General features: G+C 68.4%; 19 protein-coding genes. 11 read left to right on the top strand and 8 right to left on the bottom strand.

Annotated features, from left to right (window positions below):
• The first annotated feature begins 17 nt into the window (after positions 1–17).
• The 7 genes from AC1DEL_RS01215 (at position 18) to AC1DEL_RS01185 (ending at position 4,950) form a co-directional block, all read left to right on the top strand.
• Positions 18–818: a 2OG-Fe(II) oxygenase gene (locus tag AC1DEL_RS01215; RefSeq protein ID WP_092293862.1), complete on the top strand. Its 801-nt coding sequence runs from the start codon at positions 18–20 to the stop codon at positions 816–818.
• 17 nt (positions 819–835) lie between these two features.
• On the top strand, positions 836–1,909 hold the full coding sequence (gene rfbB / locus AC1DEL_RS01210) for a dTDP-glucose 4,6-dehydratase (protein WP_477125086.1): 1,074 nt from the start codon (positions 836–838) through the stop codon (positions 1,907–1,909).
• Positions 1,899–2,834, top strand: a complete 936-nt coding sequence (gene rfbD, locus AC1DEL_RS01205) for a dTDP-4-dehydrorhamnose reductase (RefSeq protein WP_477110502.1) — start codon at positions 1,899–1,901, stop codon at positions 2,832–2,834. Before rfbB ends, rfbD begins: the two co-directional genes overlap by 11 nt.
• A gap of 46 nt (positions 2,835–2,880) precedes the next feature.
• Positions 2,881–3,432 carry a dTDP-4-dehydrorhamnose 3,5-epimerase gene (rfbC, locus tag AC1DEL_RS01200; RefSeq protein ID WP_092293868.1) on the top strand — a complete coding sequence of 184 codons (552 nt, stop codon included), beginning with the start codon at positions 2,881–2,883 and terminating at the stop codon, positions 3,430–3,432.
• A gap of 90 nt (positions 3,433–3,522) precedes the next feature.
• On the top strand, positions 3,523–4,011 hold the full coding sequence (locus AC1DEL_RS01195; RefSeq protein WP_092293882.1) for a VOC family protein: 489 nt from the start codon (positions 3,523–3,525) through the stop codon (positions 4,009–4,011).
• Between the two features lie 42 nt (positions 4,012–4,053).
• Positions 4,054–4,503, top strand: coding sequence for a helix-turn-helix transcriptional regulator (locus AC1DEL_RS01190; RefSeq protein ID WP_092293884.1), 450 nt, complete (start codon positions 4,054–4,056; stop codon positions 4,501–4,503).
• 36 nt (positions 4,504–4,539) lie between these two features.
• Positions 4,540–4,950 (top strand): VOC family protein, encoded by a 411-nt coding sequence (locus tag AC1DEL_RS01185; RefSeq protein WP_092293886.1) that lies wholly within the window; start codon positions 4,540–4,542, stop codon positions 4,948–4,950.
• A gap of 22 nt (positions 4,951–4,972) precedes the next feature.
• Here the strand turns inward: AC1DEL_RS01185 and AC1DEL_RS01180 are convergent, their stop codons facing one another.
• Both AC1DEL_RS01180 and AC1DEL_RS01175 read right to left on the bottom strand, forming a co-directional pair.
• Positions 4,973–5,425: a DUF2501 domain-containing protein gene (locus AC1DEL_RS01180; protein ID WP_454758092.1), complete on the bottom strand. Its 453-nt coding sequence runs from the start codon at positions 5,423–5,425 to the stop codon at positions 4,973–4,975.
• Positions 5,426–5,521: 96 nt separating this feature from the next.
• A complete protein-coding gene (locus AC1DEL_RS01175) occupies positions 5,522–6,451 on the bottom strand; it encodes a LysR family transcriptional regulator (protein ID WP_092293890.1) in 930 nt (309 codons plus the stop codon).
• A gap of 141 nt (positions 6,452–6,592) precedes the next feature.
• Here AC1DEL_RS01175 and AC1DEL_RS01170 point away from each other — a divergent pair, with 141 nt between their 5' ends.
• Both AC1DEL_RS01170 and AC1DEL_RS01165 read left to right on the top strand, forming a co-directional pair.
• Positions 6,593–7,882: an MFS transporter gene (locus AC1DEL_RS01170; RefSeq protein ID WP_092293893.1), complete on the top strand. Its 1,290-nt coding sequence runs from the start codon at positions 6,593–6,595 to the stop codon at positions 7,880–7,882.
• 20 nt (positions 7,883–7,902) lie between these two features.
• On the top strand, positions 7,903–8,652 hold the full coding sequence (locus AC1DEL_RS01165) for a creatininase family protein (RefSeq protein ID WP_092293895.1): 750 nt from the start codon (positions 7,903–7,905) through the stop codon (positions 8,650–8,652).
• Positions 8,653–8,699: 47 nt separating this feature from the next.
• Here the strand turns inward: AC1DEL_RS01165 and AC1DEL_RS01160 are convergent, their stop codons facing one another.
• The 6 genes from AC1DEL_RS01160 to AC1DEL_RS01135 form a co-directional block, all read right to left on the bottom strand.
• Positions 8,700–11,159 (bottom strand): penicillin acylase family protein, encoded by a 2,460-nt coding sequence (locus tag AC1DEL_RS01160; RefSeq protein WP_092293897.1) that lies wholly within the window; start codon positions 11,157–11,159, stop codon positions 8,700–8,702.
• A 111-nt stretch (positions 11,160–11,270) separates the two neighbouring features.
• Positions 11,271–12,866, bottom strand: coding sequence for a sulfite reductase subunit alpha (locus tag AC1DEL_RS01155; RefSeq protein WP_477105169.1), 1,596 nt, complete (start codon positions 12,864–12,866; stop codon positions 11,271–11,273).
• Complete coding sequence (locus tag AC1DEL_RS01150) at positions 12,863–13,885, bottom strand: FAD:protein FMN transferase (RefSeq protein WP_477125087.1); 1,023 nt, start codon at positions 13,883–13,885, stop codon at positions 12,863–12,865. Before AC1DEL_RS01150 ends, AC1DEL_RS01155 begins: the two co-directional genes overlap by 4 nt.
• A 9-nt stretch (positions 13,886–13,894) precedes the next feature.
• On the bottom strand, positions 13,895–14,728 hold the full coding sequence (locus AC1DEL_RS01145; protein ID WP_092293905.1) for a DUF4198 domain-containing protein: 834 nt from the start codon (positions 14,726–14,728) through the stop codon (positions 13,895–13,897).
• 53 nt (positions 14,729–14,781) lie between these two features.
• The gene (locus AC1DEL_RS01140; RefSeq protein WP_092293907.1) at positions 14,782–15,303 is read right to left on the bottom strand and encodes a DUF2271 domain-containing protein; all 522 of its coding nucleotides are present in this window, start codon (positions 15,301–15,303) and stop codon (positions 14,782–14,784) included.
• Between the two features lie 34 nt (positions 15,304–15,337).
• Positions 15,338–15,991 (bottom strand): PepSY-associated TM helix domain-containing protein, encoded by a 654-nt coding sequence (locus AC1DEL_RS01135; RefSeq protein ID WP_092293909.1) that lies wholly within the window; start codon positions 15,989–15,991, stop codon positions 15,338–15,340.
• 291 nt (positions 15,992–16,282) lie between these two features.
• On the opposite strand from AC1DEL_RS01135, the gene AC1DEL_RS01130 reads away from it, so the two are divergent.
• Positions 16,283–17,842, top strand: a complete 1,560-nt coding sequence (locus tag AC1DEL_RS01130) for a methyl-accepting chemotaxis protein (RefSeq protein ID WP_092293911.1) — start codon at positions 16,283–16,285, stop codon at positions 17,840–17,842.
• Positions 17,843–17,967: 125 nt separating this feature from the next.
• Positions 17,968–18,780 (top strand): helix-turn-helix transcriptional regulator, encoded by an 813-nt coding sequence (locus AC1DEL_RS01125; RefSeq protein ID WP_477125088.1) that lies wholly within the window; start codon positions 17,968–17,970, stop codon positions 18,778–18,780.
• Positions 18,781–18,788: the final 8 nt, after the last annotated feature.

The following is an 18,788-nucleotide window of genomic DNA, read 5'->3' as shown; positions in this document are numbered from 1 at the left end:
AGGAGGAGGCAAGAGTCATGCACCAAGATCTGCTGGATGTTGCAAAGCTGGACTGGATCTCGCGCGAGCTTTCTGAGTCGTACAGTGCCGCCGCGCCGTTTCCGCATGTCTGTATCGATAACTTCCTGGACGACGGCATCTACCGCGAGGCCAGCGCCGCCTTCCCCAGCGCCGACGAGAAGGTGTGGTTCACCTTCCGCTCCGCCGCCGAGAACCTGAAGCTCCAGATCCAGGACTTCTACGCGATTCCGCCCGCGCTGCGGTCCCTGATCGTCGAGTTCAACAGTCCCGGCTTCATCCGCTTCCTGGAGCAGCTTTCGGGCATCCAGGGGCTGGTGCCGGACCCCCACCTGCACGGCGGCGGGCTGCACCAGACGCTGCCGGGCGGCCGCCTCGGGCTCCATATCGACTACAACTACCACCTCGAATGGAAGCTGGACCGGCGCCTCAACGTGCTGCTGTACCTGAATGACGAGTGGGACGACAACTGGGCCGGCCATCTCCAGCTATGGGACGAGGAAGTCCAGCACTGCGTGCAGAACATCTCGCCCATCGGCAACCGGCTGGTGGTCTTCAGCACCAACGAGTGCTCGTGGCACGGCCACCCGGTGCCGCTGGCCTGCCCGCCCGGGGTCACGCGGCGCTCGATCGCGCTCTATTACTACACCAACGGCCGCCCGGACCAGGCCTCCGAGGAACACACCACGCGCTTCCACGCCCGGCCGGGCGAGCGCTTCACCATCACCGCGCGAGACATCCTGCATGGCATGACGCCCCCGTACGCCAAGGCGCTGGCCAAGCGGATCGTCGGGCGATAGCAGACAGGCGAACTACGATGGCAACCCTCCTCGTTACCGGCGGCGCCGGCTTCATCGGCAGCAACTTCGTGCTCGACTGGCTGCGCCGGCATGGCGCCGACCGCATCGTCAACGTCGACAAGCTGACCTACGCGGGCAACCGGCGCAGCCTGGCCGCCGTTGACGTCGAGGGGGGCCAGTCCCGCCACGTCTTCTCCCAGACCGATATCTGCGACCGGGCCGCGCTGGACGCGCTGCTGGCCACCCACCGGCCCCAGGCCGTGGTGCACTTCGCGGCGGAGAGCCACGTGGACCGCTCCATCGCCGACCCGGGCGCCTTCATCCAGACCAATGTGGTCGGCACCTTCACGCTGCTGGAAGCCGCCCGGGCCTATTGGGGACGGATGAATGCGGCCGATGCCGACCACTTCCGCTTCCTGCACGTCTCCACCGACGAGGTATTCGGCTCGCTGGGCGCCGACGACCCGCCGTTCTCGGAGACCACGGCCTACCAGCCCAATAGCCCCTACTCGGCCTCCAAGGCGGCGTCGGACCACCTCGTCCGGTCCTACCACCACACCTACGGGCTGCCGGTGCTGACCACGAACTGCTCGAACAACTACGGCCCCTACCACTTCCCCGAGAAGCTGATCCCGCTGATGATCACCAACGCGCTGTCCGGCAAGGCGCTGCCGGTCTACGGCGACGGCCTCAACGTGCGCGACTGGCTCTACGTGGGTGACCACTGCACCGCCATCCGCACGGTGCTGGCGCGCGGCAAGGTCGGCGAGACCTACAACATCGGCGGCTGGAACGAGAAGACCAACCTGGACGTGGTGCACACGCTCTGCGACCTGCTCGACGCGCTGCGCCCGAAGGCGAGCGGCTCCTACCGCCAGCAGATCAGCTTTATCGGCGACCGCCCCGGCCACGACCGCCGCTACGCCATCGACGCCCGCAAGCTGGAGCGCGAACTGGGCTGGCGGCCCGCCGAGACCTTCGAAACCGGCCTGCGCAAGACCGTGCAGTGGTATCTGGACAACCCCGGCTGGGTCAAGGACGTGACCTCGGGCGAGTACCGCAACTGGATGGCGAGGCAATATGCCGCCTGACGCCCCCAATGATCGGGAGATCCCCACCCTGCTGGTCACCGGCAGCAACGGCCAGGTCGGCTTCGAGCTGCGCCGCAGCCTGGCGCCGCTGGGCCGCGTGGTGGCGCTGGACCGCGCCGGCTGCGACCTGTCGGACCTCGACCAACTCCGGCGCGTGGTGCGCGAAGTCCGCCCCGACGTGATCGTCAACGCTGCCGCCTACACCGCCGTGGACCGGGCGGAGGCGGAGACCGAGCGCGACACCGCCTTCCTGATCAACGGCAAGGCCGTCGGCGTGCTGGCGGAAGCGGCCCGCGCGCACGGCAGCCTGCTGGTGCACTACTCGACCGACTATGTGTTCGATGGGGCAAAAGCCGGTGCTTACTATATAGAGAGCGACCCGACCGGCCCGCTGTCGGTCTACGGCCGGAGCAAGCTCGCCGGGGAGCAGGCCATCGCTGCCGTGGACGCGCCGGCGCTGATCCTGCGGACCTGCTGGGTGGCCGGTGCGCATGGCGCCAATTTCGCCCGCACCATGCTGCGGCTCGGCGCCGAGCGCGACAGCCTGCGCGTGGTGGCGGACCAGTTCGGCGCCCCGACCACCGCCGCGCTCGTCGCCGATGTCACCGCGCAGGTCGTGGCCCGCCACTGGCTGGCCGGCAACCGTGCGGCGTTCCCGGCCGGCATCTACCATCTGGCCGCCGCCGGGGAAACCAGCTGGCACGGCTACGCCACGGAAGTGATCCGCTACGCCGCCGCGCATGGCTTCCCGCTGAAGGCGGACCCGGCACGCATCGCCCCCATTCCCGCCACCGACTATCCGCTGCCGGCGCCGCGCCCGGCAAATTCGCGCCTCGATACCAGCAAGCTGCGCCGCACGTTCGGCATCCACCTGCCCGACTGGCAGGAGGGGCTGCACCTGCTGCTGGACCAACTGCGCCCGTAAGCCTTTCCGCCTGTGAGCCTTTCCGCCTGTCAGCCTGGAGCCCCCCATGACCATGAACGTGACCCGAACCGATATTCCCGACGTGCTGGTCATCGAACCAAAAGTGTTCGGCGACGATCGCGGTTTCTTCTACGAGAGCTTCAACGGCCCCGAGTTCGAGGCCCTGACCGGGGTGAAGACCAACTTCGTCCAGGACAACCATTCGCGCTCGGCACGCAACGTCCTGCGGGGGCTGCACTACCAGGTGCGCCATCCGCAGGGCAAGCTGGTACGCGTGGTGATGGGGGAGGTATTCGATGTGGCGGTGGACCTGCGCCGCAGCTCGCCCACCTTCGGCAAGTGGGTGGGCGTGACGCTCTCGGCCACCAACAAGCGCCAGCTCTGGGTGCCCGAAGGCTTCGCGCACGGCTTCGTGGTCACCTCGGACTATGCCGAGTTCCTCTACAAGACCACGGACACCTGGTACCCCGAGCACGAGCGCTCCCTGCTCTGGCGCGACAGCACGCTCCACATCGACTGGCCGCTCCAGGGCGAGCCACTGCTCGCGGCGAAGGACGCGGGCGGCAAGGCGCTGCGGGAGGCGGAGGTTTTTGCCTGAGGGGGATGCGGTCATACAATGGAGCGAGGCCAACGGCGCCCGTGCTGCGGCGCGCACCGAGGTGTTGGTCGAACCCCAAAGGAGACCCGCATGAGCAGTAAGAACACCATTTGCCTGTGGTACAACCGCGACGCGCTCGATGCCGCCAATTTCTATGCCAAGACCTTCCCCGACAGCGCGGTGGGCGCCGTCCACCGCTCGCCGGGCGACTATCCGGACGGCAAGGAGGGCGATGTGCTCACCGTCGAGTTCACCGTCGCCGGCATTCCCTGCGTCGGCCTGAACGGCGGCCCGCACTTCCAGCACAACGAGTCCTTCTCCTTCCAGATCGCCACGGACGACCAGGCCGAAACCGACCGCCTGTGGAACGCCATCGTCGGCAATGGCGGGCAGGAGAGCGCCTGTGGCTGGTGCAAGGACAAATGGGGCCTGTCGTGGCAGATCTCGCCGCGCGTGCTGGTCGAGGCCGTCACCAGCCCGGACAAGGCGCTGGCCAAACGGGCGTTTAACGCGATGATGACGATGAAGAAGATCGACATCGCCAAGATCGAGGCGGCCATCCGCGGGGACGGCAAGTGATGCCGGGTTGAATCCCCCCGGCGGGCATGGCAGCATGGCCCGATGCCCGTCGCCGCCAATATTCCCTCCGATACCACTCTCCGGGACCTCGCCCGCCTGCGCCGCGTACGCGACCGCATCGACCGCGAGTATGCCCAGCCGCTGGACGTCGAGGCGCTCGCGCAGGGTGTCCACATGTCGGCGGGCCACCTCAGCCGCCAGTTCCGGCTGGCCTATGGCGAATCCGTCTATGCCTACCTGATGACGCGGCGCATCGAACGCGCGATGGCGCTGCTGCGCCGGGGCGACCTCAGCGTCACCGAGGTCTGCTTCGAGGTGGGATGTTCATCGCTGGGCACCTTCAGCACCCGGTTCACCGAACTGGTCGGGGTCTCGCCGAGCCGCTACCGGCGCGAGGCCGCCGGCGAGACCGAGGGCATGCCGCCCTGCGTCGCCCGGCAGGTCACGCGACCGATCAGGAATCGAGAAGCGCCGAAAAAGCAGCCGGCCTAGACTGCCTGGACCCCAACACGGAAACGGAAACCCCTCATGGACCTCAGCATTCACTCGGCCTTCCTGCCCCACACCGACCCGGAAACCTCGCTGGCCTTCTACCGGGACGCGCTCGACTTCGAAATCCGCAAGGACGTCGCCTTCGGCGGCAACCGCTGGATCACGGTCGGCCCGAAGGGCAAACCCGAGACCTCCATCGTCCTGTTTCCGCCCAACGCCACGCCGGGCGTCACCGACGACGAAAAGCGCACCATCGCCGAAATGATGGCCAAGGGCACCTACGCCATGCTGCTGCTTGGCGCGACGGACCTCGACGCCGCCTTCCAGCGCCTGCAGGACTGGGACGCCGAGATCGTCCAGGAGCCGACCGACCAGCCCTACGGCGTGCGCGACCTGGGCGTGCGCGACCCGGCCGGCAACATGATCCGCATCCAGCAACTGAAGTAAGACCGGGCGGGCCCGCTCCGCCTCACAGCATCGACTTGCCCTGCGCGAGGATCTTGTCGCAGACCTGCTTCTTGACCTCGGCCTTCATGGCGGCCGTGTTGCTGAGGTCGAGTTGCCGGCCGTTGCTGGTGGAAAGCACGCCGCGCGAGCCGTCGCTGTAGCCGGCGTCCTTGGTGCCGCCCGGCACGGAGCCCAGCAGCTTGTCCTTCACCGCCGAAGTTGCCGAGTCGGCGTTGAGGTAGTTGTTCTTCATGCAATATTCGATCACCCCGGCGGCGTTGCCGGCGCTGCCGGCGGTGAGCGATGACATCGACATCCCGCTGATGTCGCCGATCGCCCCGGTGGGGGCCGACTTCATCATGTCGCCGAGCTGCGCGTGGGCCACGCCCGAGAGGGCGGAGAGCGCGACGCAGCACGCGGGAAGGGTCAGCCACGCGGCGCGGCGCAGCGTAGCGGGGACGGAAAATTTGGCCATGCGAGACTCCTTGTCCGGTCATGCCGGGAGTGGCCTCACCACTATATGCCGCCGGCCGCCGGATCCGATCTGAACGTTTTTGAGATCCCGTGTGGCTTATGCGTCATGCGACGCATGTCCCCGGAACATCGACATCCCATCCGTGATCTGCGCCAGTAGCGCCAGCGCCGCGCCCGGCAGCGGCCGGCCGGCCTTGACCAGCACCCGGGCCTGCGTGCCCCGGAACAGCGGATGGTCGATGGGCACCACGGCCAGTTGCCCGGCCGCGATCTCCCGGTAGGCCGCGAACTCGCCGATCAGCGTCATGAAGTTCTCGTACGCCACGATCTGCTTGAGCGCCGGCAGCGAGTTGGTGGTCAGCGTGGCGTGGATCGAGATGTTCTCGGCGAACTCCAGCATCTTGGCCGCATGGCCGATGCCGAACGACGGCGGCATCAGCGCCAGCGGGTAGGCCTGCATGTCGGCGATGCTCGCCGGGCCGCCACGCAGCGCCAGCGGGTGATCGCGCCGCACCAGCAGCACCACCGGCTGGGCCACGCTGGCGCGGTATTCCACGCGCGGGTGCGGCGGTGGGTTGTAGGCCAGGCCGATATGGGCGCGGCTCTCGGCCACCTCGTTCAGCACGTCGTCCACGGGCAGGCTGACCATGTGGATCTCGAGCTTCGGATAGCGCGCGCAGAACGGCGCCAGCACCTCGTTGACCAGCGCATCGGCAAACCCCTCGCTGATGACCAGCCGCACCTCGCCCTGCTGGAGCCCCTGCAAGGCGTGGAGCTGATCCTCCAGCTTCTCCTGGTGCGAGCGATAGCCGCGCCAGAACTCGAGCAGATGCGCCGCCGCCTCCGTGGGCCGCAGCCCGCGCGGCTGGCGCTCGAACAGCGTCGACCCCAGTTCGTCCTCCAGCAGCCGGATCTGCCGGGTGATAACCGACGGTGACGTGTTGAGGTGCTCCGCCGCACCCCGGATCGTCCCGTGCGCCATCACCTCCCGGAAGTACCGCAACCGCTGCTGATTGATCTCGCGCATCTCGCCGTATCCCTTGCGTTGCCTGAGGGGCAACGATACGTGAACTTTGTTGCTGTTGGTAGGTGGGCGCGCCGCTGCCACTATCGAGAGACCCCACGCAGGGCACCCGTAGAGAGAACAGAGACAGACTGGAGACAAGCAATGCTAGCCATCCCCCAAGAAAGTGCAGTCGACGACACGTCCGCGCTGTACAGCAAGATCAACTGGCGATTGCTGCCCTTTCTGCTGATCTGCTACCTGTTCGCCTACCTGGACCGCGTCAATATCGGCTTCGCCAAGCTCCAGATGCAGAGCGACCTGGGCTTCTCGGACGCGGCCTACGGCGTGGGCGCGGGCATCTTCTTCATCGGCTACGTGCTGTTCGAGATCCCGAGCAACCTGATGCTGCCGCGCATTGGCGCGCGCAAGACCTTCAGCCGCATCCTGGTGCTGTGGGGCATTACCTCGGCCTGCATGCTGTTCGTGCGCGATGTGCCGATGTTCTACGCCATGCGCTTCCTGCTCGGCATCTTCGAAGCAGGCTTCGCACCGGGGATGATCTATTACCTGTCGTGCTGGTACGGGCCGCAGCGCATGGCGCGGGCCATCGCCATCGTCTTCCTGGCCGGGCCGATCGGCGGCATTCTCGGCGCGCCGGCCTCGGCGTGGCTGATGACCTCGCTCGCCGGCGCCGGCAACCTCGCCGGCTGGCAATGGATGTTCCTGGTGGAGGGCCTGCCCTGCGTGGTGCTGGGCCTGCTGGCGCTGAAGCTGGTGCCGAACAAGCCGTCCGAGGCCACCTGGCTGACCGATCAGGAGCGCCGCATGCTGGAGGCCGATCTCGGCCATGTCGGCGCCGCCCACAGCCACTCGTTCCGGGCCGTGGCGCGCGACAAGCGCATCTATGTGCTGGCCTTCGCCTACTTCTGCATCATCGCGGCGATCTACGCCATCAGCTTCTGGCTGCCCACCCTGATCAAGGCGCAGGGCGTGACGGACACCGTGCAGCTCGGCTGGTACGCGGCGGTGCCCTATATCGGCGCGGCCTTCGGGATGTATTACATGGGCCGGCGCTCGGACCGCAAGAACGAGCGGCGCTTCCACTGCGCGGTGCCCGCGCTGGCCGGCGGCGTGCTGCTGGCGGCCTCGACGCTGGCGGATGGCCACCTGTTCCTGACGCTGGCGCTGCTGACGCTGGGCACCACGGCGCTGTGGATGACCTACACGGTCTTCTGGGCGATTCCGCCCGCCTATCTCAAGGGGCCGGCGGCCGCGGGCGGCATCGCGCTGATCAACACCATCGGGCTGTCCGGCGGCTTTTGGGGTCCGGCCATCATCGGCTGGGCGAAGACCGCCACCGGCAACCTGCACCTCGGCGTGCTGGTCATGGCTTCGCTGCCTGTCCTTGCCGCCCTGATCGTCATCACCAACAAGCTGCCGGCCCACCGGTAGCCACCCATAAGAGGATTCCCATGCAACTGCACATGTCCACCTGGGCCGAAATCGAATCGTTCCTCCAGCGCAGCCGCACGATCGTCGTGCCGATCGGCTCCAACGAGCAGCACGGCCCGACCGGCCTGCTGGGCACCGACTGGCTGTGTCCCGAGATCATCGCGCGGGAGGCGGAGAAATCGGCCGACATCCTGATCGCCCCGACCTTCAATATCGGCATGGCCCAGCATCACCTGGCCTTTGCGGGCACGATCTCGCTGCGCCCGTCGACGTTCATCGCCGCGATTGGCGACTGGGTACGCTCCCTCGCCCTGCACGGTTTCGAGAAGATCCTGTTCCTGAACGGGCACGGCGGGAATGTGGCCTCGATCGAGGCGGCGTTCTCGGAGCTGTACGCGGAAGCCAGCTTCGCGCGGCGCCCGGCCGGCTTCGCGCTGAAACTCGCCAACTGGTGGGATCTGGAAGGCGTGGGCGAACTGGCGCGCGACCAGTTCCCGACCGGGCATGGCGCGCACGCCACGCCCTCCGAGATCGCCATCACGCAATGGGCCTTCCCGGAGTCGGTGAAGACGGCGGACTACGCGCCGCCCATCGCCCCGTCCGGCCCGATCCGCGATGCGCTGGACTTCCGCGCCCGCTTCCCTGACGGCCGGCTGGGCTCCAACCCGGGGCTGGCCACGCGCGAACGGGGCCGCGCGCTGGTCGAACTCGCAGCGCAGAGCCTGGCACGCGAGCTGGCGGCATTCAGCCAGGAACGGCCGCCGGCCTGAGGTTGTCGTCAGGTTGGCCCGAGGTTGCCCCTCGGGCAGCCCGCCGCTCAGCGCGGCACCAGTTCCACGCGCTCGGTGGTCGCCTTTTCCACCGCCTTGCGCGTGTAGACCAGCGGGAAGTATTCCCCCTTGGCCCACAGCGGCGCCAGATCGCGGTAGTGGGGGCTGGCCGGATTGCCCGACTGCCCCGGCGTGTTCACCGCGCGCGAGGCGTCCCAGTTGCCCACGTCCAGCACCATCCGGAACGAGGCCCCGGCGGTCAGCTGGAAGTCATTGTTGCGATAGCTGGTGTTCATCGGCGTGAACGACGATCCACCGATCGGCCCCGCGTTCACGTCGTACTGCTGGCGCTGGGCGGGGTCGAGAAGGGCGTTGAGCGGATGGTTGAACACGGCGGTGTGCAGCTTGCCCCACTGCCACGCCGCCGGGTCCGGCCCGAGCGCCTTCTCCACCTCGGCCATGGCCGATTTCAGTGTGGCGAACATGATCTCGTTGCGGCGCTCGACGGTCATCCAGGTGTCGGGCTGCTCCATCACCGCGATCACCCGGGTGGCATCGCCCGCGCCCACCAGCTTGGCCGCCTCCGGCGAGAGCGCCCCGCGCACGATGGCCGTGCGCAGGTGCTTGCTGAACCAGACCTCGAACAGCGCCGCCGCCGCGCTGTTGGCGCGTTCGTTGCCGTCCCAGTTGCGCAGCAGGTCCAGCCCGCGCTGGACCTGCGCGTCCGGGCTGTTGAGCGGCTTGAGCAGCGCCACCACGCGCTGGGCCGGCAGGGACACCGTGTCGTTCTGCCACGCCATCGAGTCCGCCACCGAACTGCGCGACTTGGCCCCCACCACCGCCTTGAGCCGCTGGGCGCGCGAACTGTCGCTCCACTCATAGCCCACACCGATCTTCGCGGCCGGATGGTTGGCCGGGATGTTGTTCTCGTTGGCGGTGACCACGTAGCCCGGCGTCGGGTTATACGCCCACGGCAGTTCGTCCATGTTGCGATAGCCGGCCCACTCGTAGCGGCCATCGCCGGGCACCGGCGTCAGGCCGTCCCAGTTGGGCCGGTTCACGGTCAACCCGCCCGGAATCCAGCCGATATTGCCCGAGGTGTCCGCGTAGACCTGATTCTCGCCCGGCGCACCCCAGCGGTTCATCGCCGCACGGAACTGGTCCCAGTTGCGCGCGCGCATGTAGTCCATCGACCCGAAATACGGCGCCATGCCGTAGTCCAGCCACGCGGCGCGCAGCACCCAGGCGCGCTGGGTCTTGGCGTCGGCGTAGAGCACCGGGCCGTGGCGCGTGTAGTCGATGGTCACCGTGCGCGGCGTGGCCTCCCCGCGCACCGCGATCTGCTCGGTGACGGTTTCCATCGGCTCCCAGCGGCCCTTGTAGCGATACTCGCGCGCCTGGCCCGGGTTGGTCTCGTAGACGTAGAGGTCTTCCTGGTCCATGTAGAACCGGGTCAGGCCGAAGGCGATGGTGCCGTTATGGCCGATCGAGATGCCCGGCAGGAACGGCTCGCCGGCGCCGATCACGGACAGGCCCGGCGCGTTCAGGTGGCTGATGTAGCGCAGGCTCGGGGCGCCGTGCGCGCGGTGCGGGTCATTGGCGAGGATCGGCCGGCCCGTGGTGGTGCGGCTGCCGGCGATGACCCAGTTGTTCGAGCCCAGGCTGCGCCCGGTGTCACTCGACGCATCGACCATCGCATAGAGCTGGTCGACCGGCACGTTCCCGGCCCCTGCGGCCGCAGCCTTGCTGGCGCCCGGTGTCCACCACTCCTTCGGAAAGCGCGGCGCGGCCGTGGCCAGCGCGTAGGCCTGTTTCAGCTCGGCCACCGGCAGCGCGCAGGGGTCCAGCCCCTCGGGCAGCTTCGGCTCGACCGGCGGATCGAGTTCGCGGCGCACCCAGTCGGCGCGCACCCCGTTGGCCTTGCCCTCGCAGAACACCGCCGCGCGGTCGATCTCGCCCGTGAAATTGAGCGTCAGGCCGTGGTGGCGAATCCGCACGATGTCTTCGGCACGCCACAGCGCCGGCTTGTAGTTCAGCACGCGGAACTCGGGCGGCAGCAGTGCCGGGTTGGCTTCCGTCTGCGCCACGTAGGCGTTCACGCCGGCCACGAAGGCCTCGGCCACGCGCTTGGCGTCGGAGCCGTAGGCCAGCCACTCCCGGTACATATCGCCCCGGAACAGCACCGCGCGCGCCATGCGGTCGCCTTCGACATAGGCCGGCCCGAAGTCCTTGGCCATCTCGCCCAGCCCGCGTTTGCGCCAGAGGTCGATCTGCCAGAGGCGGTCGCGCGCGGCCATGAAGCCCTGCGCGTAGAAGGCGTCGTAGAGCGTGCCGGCGTAGATATGGGGCACGCCCCATTTGTCGATCAGGATGCTGGCCGGCTTCTCCAGCCCCGGCACCGCGAAGCGGTCGGGGCCGGCGGCGAGGGCGGCGGTGGTCGTGGAGAGCGTGGCAAGACAAGCGAGCGCGACGGCAGCGCGCCGCAGCGGACGGGAATGGTGAAGCATTGTGTCTCCTCTTCGGGGCCTGTTAAATCAGGACCCATGAGGATAGACGAATGTGGCGCCGATGTGGCCGATACGGCGATCGTGCGCTGCCGCAATACAGGCGTTTCAGGGTCAGTAAACGTCCCGACGGTAGCGCCCGTCCTCGATCATCGCCTGCAGCGCGTCTTCGCCGACGATCTCGACGAGCGCCGCGTGCACGCCACCCGCCATGCCCTGCAGGCTGCCGCAGACATAGATCGCCGCGCCCTCGGCCAGCCACGCGCGGAGGGCGTCGGCCTGCGCCGTCACGGCGTCCTGCACGTAGTGCGGCACGCCGCCATCGCGCGACCACGCGCGGTCGATGCGCTGCAACACACCTTGTTCCTGCCACGCGCGCAGTTCTGCCCCGTGGAAGTCGTCATGGGCGGCGGAGCGCTCGCCAAACAGCAGCCAGTTGCGCCGATGCCCGGCCGCCGCGCGGGCCTTCAGCAGCGCGCGCAGGCCGGCGAGGCCCGTGCCGTTGCCGATCAGGATCAGCGGGCGGTCATCGGCAGGCGGATGGAACGTGCGATTGGCGCGCACGCGCAGCGCGATATGCGCGCCCTCGGGGGCATGGACGGTCAGCCAGCCGGACGCCAGCCCCAACCGGCCATCGTCATGACGGGTCTCGCGTACGAGCAGTTCGAGCCGGCCATCGGCGGGCAGCGAGGCAATCGAGTATTCGCGGTGCGGCAGGGCCGGCAGGGCGTCGATCAGCGCCTGCGGGGCCAGGCCGGCCATGGTGTCGAGATGGGCGTCGGGCAGCGGCAGGCGCGTGGCCAGCGCCTCGGTCAGCGTCATCGGGCGGCTGTCGCAGCGCACCGGGGTGGCGCCATCGAGGGAGAGACGGACCAGCAGCTTCGCCACGACGTCCGGTGGCTGGCAGGGGCCGACTTCGGCGATATCGCCGGCCGTCCACGCCAGGTCGCTCGGATCTTCCGGCACCAGCGCGAGGTGCCAGGCCGGCGCACCGTGACTGCCGGGGTTGAGCAGGCGGCGCTCCACCAGTTGCCAGCGGCCATAGCGCGGGCGCTCCCAGTCGGCAATCTCCGCGCCGCCGCCGAGCGCCGACAGATGGTTTTGCCAGTGGCGCAGCGCGCCGGGGTCACCGTTGTCGACCTCGACCATGTCGAATAGCGGCTGGGCGTGATGGCGCTGCAACCAGCCGGACAGCGTGTGCCCGAAGGCGCAGAAGCGCGCGTAGCTGCTATCGCCCAGCGCGAGAATGCCGAAGCGGAGCTGCCGCAGCGACTCCGGCGCGGCGCCGGACACCAGCTTGCGCGTGAAGCCGGAGGCGGTATCGGGCGCATCGCCCTCGCCCGTCGTGCTGACCAGGAACAGCGCCTGCCCGCACGCGGCCAGCCGCGCACCGTCCAGTTCGGCGAAGGACAGCAGTTGCACCGGCACGCCGGCGCCTCGCAGCGCGCGGGCGGTCTGCGTCGCCAGTTGCTCGGCGAAGCCGGTCTGGCTGGCGTAGGCGATCAGCGTGGGGCGCCCGGCGCCGTTGTCATCCGGCACAAGCGCTGCCCGCGCGGCGCGGCGGCGGCGATGCTGGGCGAGGATGGCGGCGCAGAAGCCCGCATAGGCCGCCACCACGCCGGCCGCCATCGTCATCCGGCTGGGAGACAGCACGGCCAGCGCAACGCCGGCGAGGCAAACAACCCAGGGCCACAGGCGAGCGACGGTCATGACAGCATGGCGGCGAATGCCGGCGAGGTGAGTTCATCGAAGCCGCGCGGCGTGCGAACGAGGAAGCGCGCCGCCAGCGCATGGCGCTGCGCGAAGTCCATGCCCGCCTGGGGCCCAAGCACGGTCAGCGCCGTGGACAAGGCATCGGCCAGCATGCAGTCCCGGTGGATCACCGTCACCGAAGCCAGCGCGTGTGCCGCCGGGTAGCCGGTGCGCGGGTCGATGGTGTGGGCAAAGCGTCGGCCGTCCTGCTCGAAGTAGCGGCGATAGTCGCCGGACGTGGCGATGGACAGCCCGAGCAGCGCCACCAGCGTGCGGGCGGCGCCGTGGGCGTTCGCCTCGGGCGATTCCAGTTCCACCCACCACGGCATGCCGTCGGGCTTGAGGCCCTGACCGCGCAGTTCGCCGCCGATCTCGACCAGATGATCGGTGACGCCGCGGGCGTCCAGATGGCGGGACACCGCATCGACAGCAAACCCCTTGGCGATGGCGCAAAAGTCCAGCGCGAGCCCGCCCGGCTGGCGCGCCCGGCGGTTCGGCACATCAACCTCGATGCGCTGCCAGCCGCAGGGCTGGCGCACGCGCGCCACGTCGGCCGGTGTGGGCGCGGTCTGGCGCGCATGCGCCAGACCTGCGGGGCCGAAGCCCCACAGGTCCACCAGCGGACCGGCGCTCGGATCGTAGGCGCCGCCGCTGTCGCGCGCCACCTGCAGCGCGGCCTGGAGCACCGCGAAGCAATCCTCGGGCAGCGTGACCCAGGCATCGGCGGCAGCGCGGTTGAAGCGGCTCAGGTCCGAGGTCTCGGACCAGTTGCTCATCTGGGCGATGACGTTGGCCAGGACCGCCTCGATCGCCGCCTCGATGCCATCCCCGATGCTTGCATCCTCCCCGCCCGCCTGCACCGCCGACACCGACCACGTGGTACCCATGGTCTGGCCGGCCCACTGCCGCACGCGCCCGCCCGCCGCCGGGGTGGGCGGCGGCGCGGAGAGCGAGGTGGGAATCAGCACGCGCGGCATCGATCGGTCTTACTGGGGCAGCACTTCCACGGTCACCGCGTAGGCCGCGCGGCGGGCCTTGGCCTGCTTGACCGAGGTCTTGTCGTCGCGGACATCGGCTTCCATCCAGTACATGCCCGGGGCCGGCCACTTGATGCTGAACTTGCCGTCCGCGTCGGTGGTGACGCTCAGGTCGTTGAGCTTGTCGCGATAGCGGATGCCGCCCGGCACGATCTCCACCTTCAGGTTGCTGGCGGGCTTGCCGTCCAGCAGCAGGCGGAAGCTGGCCGTATCGCCCGCCACGAGGTCGTTCGGGTGGGTGATCGGGGCCAGCTCCAGGCCGCGGCCCGTGGTCGACAGCGCCTGCTTGGACGGCTTGCCGGCGGTCACGAAGGCTTCCACGCGGCCGGCGTTCTCGGTCACCTGCAGGTCCTGCGCGTTGGCCGGCACGTTGCTGGCCAGCGCCTCGGCGGTGCCGCGCCAGCGCTTGGTCTGGCCGCCTTCCTTCCACGAGGCGAACACACCCTGGTTGATCACGGCCACGCGGTAGGTGCCCGGCTGCGTCAGGTGCAGGTCGAAGGTGCTGCGGTACTTGCCGGTGGAGGCGTTCTCGGCCTTCACGGCGGCGCCATCCGGGCCGGTGACGACGAGGTTATCGAGCCGCATCGGCACGTGTTCGAAGTAGAACAGGTCGTTGGAGACGGCGGCGTCCACAGTCACCCAGGCGTCGTTGCCGGACAGCACGGTGGCCGACGGCAGCAGCCACTGGCGGTGGGCGTGGGCGGCCAGCGGGGCCAGGGCGGCTAGCGCCAGCACGGCGGCGCGCATGGCAAGGCGTTGCGGGAAGCGGGCAGGCTTGTTCATCGTCAGGCTCCAGTCAATCCAGTGATTCGGGGTGAGAACGGATGGGGTGCGGGTCAGGGCTTCAGTTCGACGGTGACGCCGCCGAGTTCGTGTTCGCCCTTGGCACGGGCCGTCTGCGCGGATTGCGGCGGCCACGTGAACGGCACGCGCACCAGTTCGCGGCCCCCGACTTCGCGCGCGGCCTCCACCACCAGTTGGTAGTCGCCGGCGGGCAGCTTGCCGAGCGGCGACTTGCCGGCGGAGAACGACACCGCCTGCTCGCCCGGCGCACGCGTGGCGCCGGAGATGCCATCGGCCGGCATCTGCATGTCCCGGCCCGCCTTGCGCCACCACTGGCGCATGTCCTTGAGCCACTTGGTGCCTTCGCCGTCCTTGTTCTTGCCGTCGTACCAGACCGCCAGCGTGGAAACGGGGCTCTGATCGGCGCGCTCCACCCACATCGCCACGTAGGGGCGGTGGTACTCGGCCACGGTGAGGCGGGGAATATCCACCTTGACGTTCAGGTCGGCGGCCATGGCGGGCGCAAGCGGGGCGGCGGCCAGGCCGGTCATGGTCACGGTAAGGAGTCGGCGCATCGGAACTACCTTTTCTGGTTGGATGGAATGCAAATCAGTGAATGAACACGATGGCGAGCAGCAGCGGCACCACCAGCCCCGCCCCCACCAGCGGCCAGGTGGCCATGCGGCCACCGGCGTGCAGCTTCAGCAGGAACAGCCCGGTGAGGCTGAAGACGAGGCACGCGAAGGCGAACACATCGAGGAACAGGCTCCACGCATGGCCCGTGTTGCGGCCCTTGTGCAGATCGTTGAAATAGGAGATCCAGCCGCGCGAGGTGGCTTCGAACTGCACCTCGCCGCTGTCCAGCGCCACGCTGACCCAGGCGTCGCCGCCGGGGCGTGGCAGGGCCACGTAGAGTTCATCGGCGGACCATTCGGCCTCGCGGCCTTCGGCATCCACATGGAGGGATTCCGACAGCCATTGGGCCAGCACGGGCGGCACGGGCGCTTTTTCGTTCTTCTGGGCGGCGCCGGCCGGGGCCGCGCGTCGGAGGGCGGCCAGCACGTCACGCGGTGCGGTTTCGCTGCGGGTGACCACGCTGGGCCGGGCCTCGATCTGGCCGGCATGGTTCAGCGTGAAGCCGGTGATGGCGAACAGCATCATCCCGATCAGGCAGATCGCGGAACTGATCCAGTGCCATTGATGAAGATGCTTGAGCCAAAAGGCGCGGCGCTGCTGGCCGGAGGCCGGCGGGTTGTCTGTCATGCGGGTGAGAAAGGGGGCGCGCGGGGCGCGCGCGGGGGGCGCGGCGGCATGTCGATTAGCCGCAACACCTAGATGGTAATGGTTCTCATTTGTTGAGGCAATCTGACATGACGTAGTCGACACGCTGTCATGGTTACGGTGCGTTACACCCCGTGCGCCTCTTGCATCACCTTACCCTATCAGTGTTTCCCCCCGATCAAGATCCTTGATGACCGCGCCGTTATGGCACCCATAGAGGGCGACAAATCGATCGCCCCGAGCGGGTTCAGACAAGGAAAAGGAGGAAAACGAATGCTGCAAAATCTCAGCCTGAGAAAAAAGCTCATGCTGCCGCTGGTGCTGAGCTGGATCTGCCTGCTGGCCATCACCCTCTGGAATGCCTGGGAAATGCGCGCGCTGCGGTTCGAGGACCGCAAGCTGTCACTCGAACATGTCACCGATGTCGCCAACTCCATCGTCACCGAATACGAAGCGATGGCGCGGGCCGGCAAGCTGCCTGTGGAAGAAGCCCAGAAGCAGGCGCTGGACCGCGTGCGCGCGCTGCGCTTTGGCGCGGACGGCTATTTCACCGTGATGCGTTCGGATCACGTGGTGCTCATGCATGCCATCAAGAAGGAGCTGGATGGCAAGAACATGGGCGACATGAAGGACCCCAACGGGGTCTACCTGTTCCGCGAGATCGCCGCGCTGGGCAAGAACCCGGGCCACGGCTTCGTCGAATACCTCTGGCCCAAGCCGGGCGCCGAGGCCCCCCAGCCCAAGCTGAGCTACGTGCTGAACTTCAAGCCGTGGGACTGGGACTTCATCGCCGGGCTGTACCTCGATGACATCCACGCCGAATTCCGCCGGTCGCTCTGGGAAGCGCTGGGCTGGCTGCTGGGCGTGGGCGCGCTGATGAGCGTGGTGATGGTGCGGGTCTCCATCAGCCTGCAGAAGCAGCTGGGCGGTGAGCCCGCGCTGACGTCGCAGATCGCGGCGCGCATCGCTGAGGGCGACCTCGCCTCGCATGTGCAAACCAAGCCCAACGACCGCGAAAGCGTGCTCTACAACATGCAGCAGATGCAGGCGCGCCTGACCGGGGCCATCGGACAAATCCGAGGCTCGGCCGATTCGATCGCCGGCGCGGCACGCCAGATCGCGGCGGGCAACGTGGATCTGTCGCGCCGCAGCGAGGAGCAGGCCGCCTCGCTCGAGGAAACCGCCGCAAGCATGGAGGAGCTGACGAGCACGGTCCGCCAGAGCGCGGATAACGCGCGGCAGGCGTCGCGGCTGGCCGAAGGCGCCTCGGACATCGCCGTGCGCGGGGGCCAGATCGTGCACCAGGTGGTGGGCACGATGGGCGAGATCAAGGCGGCGTCCGGCAAGGTGGTGGACATCATCGGCGTGATCGAGGGCATCGCCTTCCAGACCAACATCCTGGCGCTGAACGCGGCAGTGGAAGCCGCCCGCGCGGGCGAACAGGGTCGCGGCTTCGCCGTGGTGGCCGGCGAGGTGCGCAGCCTGGCCCAGCGCTCGGCCACGGCGGCCAAGGAGATCAAGGCCCTGATCGACAACTCGGCCCAGCGCGTGGAAGACGGCTCGGTGCTGGTGGAAGGCGCCGGCCGCGCCATGGAAGAGATCGTCGAAGCGGTGAAGCGCGTGACCGACCTGATGGGCGAAATGCGCGCCGCCACCGAAGAACAGACGGGCGGCATCGAGCAGGTGAACCAGGCGGTGTCGCAAATGGACCAGATGGCGCAGCAGAACGCGGCGCTGGTGGAGGAAGCCACGGCCGCAGCGGCGTCGCTGGAAGATCAGGCAGACGCCCTGCACCGGGCCGTGGGGCAGTTCAGGTTGGCAGGGGCAATCTGAAGCAGGTGTTTCGACAAGGGTGTTGAAGCCCGCAGGCCGGTCTGGCTGCGGGCTTTTTTTGTGGGTTGTCGTGGAATCGCCGGAACGCCCGGTTCTGGTGAACGGGGAGAGACCGGGAACAGCGTATGATCGACGGCATGCTGCTGATGGCTGCCGAAGCGCCCCCGATGACCAACGATCCTCACCTGTCTCCCAAGCTGCATCTGACTGCGAAGCATGGATTCGCGCTGCATGACAGCCGCCAGCCCGTTTTTCACCGGGGATGGCATATCCACGACTGCGGCATGCTGCTGTGGCCGCGCATGGGGAGACTCAAGACGACATGGAACGATGTGTCCGGCGAGCCGGACTCGCCGCATGCCGTTTCGCTGGTGCGCGGCACCGCAGTGCTGCTGCCGGCGTCGATCTCGCATCTGACGGCATCCGAGCGCGGGCGCCAACAGCATGGGGAGCTATACCTGCCGCCCGACCGCCTGCCCGCCGGTCGACCGTTTGGCGCCATGCATCTGGACGCCGCGACCATCGCAATGCTCGAGGCGCTGCTGGCGCCGGGGATCTCGGCGACGAGCGCTTCCTGGCTAGTGCGCGCCATCGTGGAGCAACTGATGAGCAGCCGGCCGCTGGCGATACCCGAAGAGCCGGCATCCGTGGCACTGCGCATGGTCCGGCGCTTCCATCAGGCGCTCGAACGCGACCTGCCCTTGCCTTCGATCGATACCGTGGCCAGCGAACTGGGCGTCTCGATCCGGCATTTGCAGCGCGCTTGCCAGATCGAGTTCGGCGTGACGCCCGTGGCACTCAGGCGTCGCATCCTGGCTACGCATGCACGCGCCCTGATCGCGCAAGGTCAATCCGTCGCCAGCGTCAGCCTGGACCTCGGCTTTTCATCCAGCGGACATCTGCACCGCTTGCTGCGCGAGGCCGCCGATCCGTCATAGGCGCGGCG

This window comes from Cupriavidus sp. 10L43_2, assembly GCF_056395265.1.
Note: the sequence above shows the minus strand (reverse complement) of the source record. Positions and strands in the feature narration are given on the sequence as shown.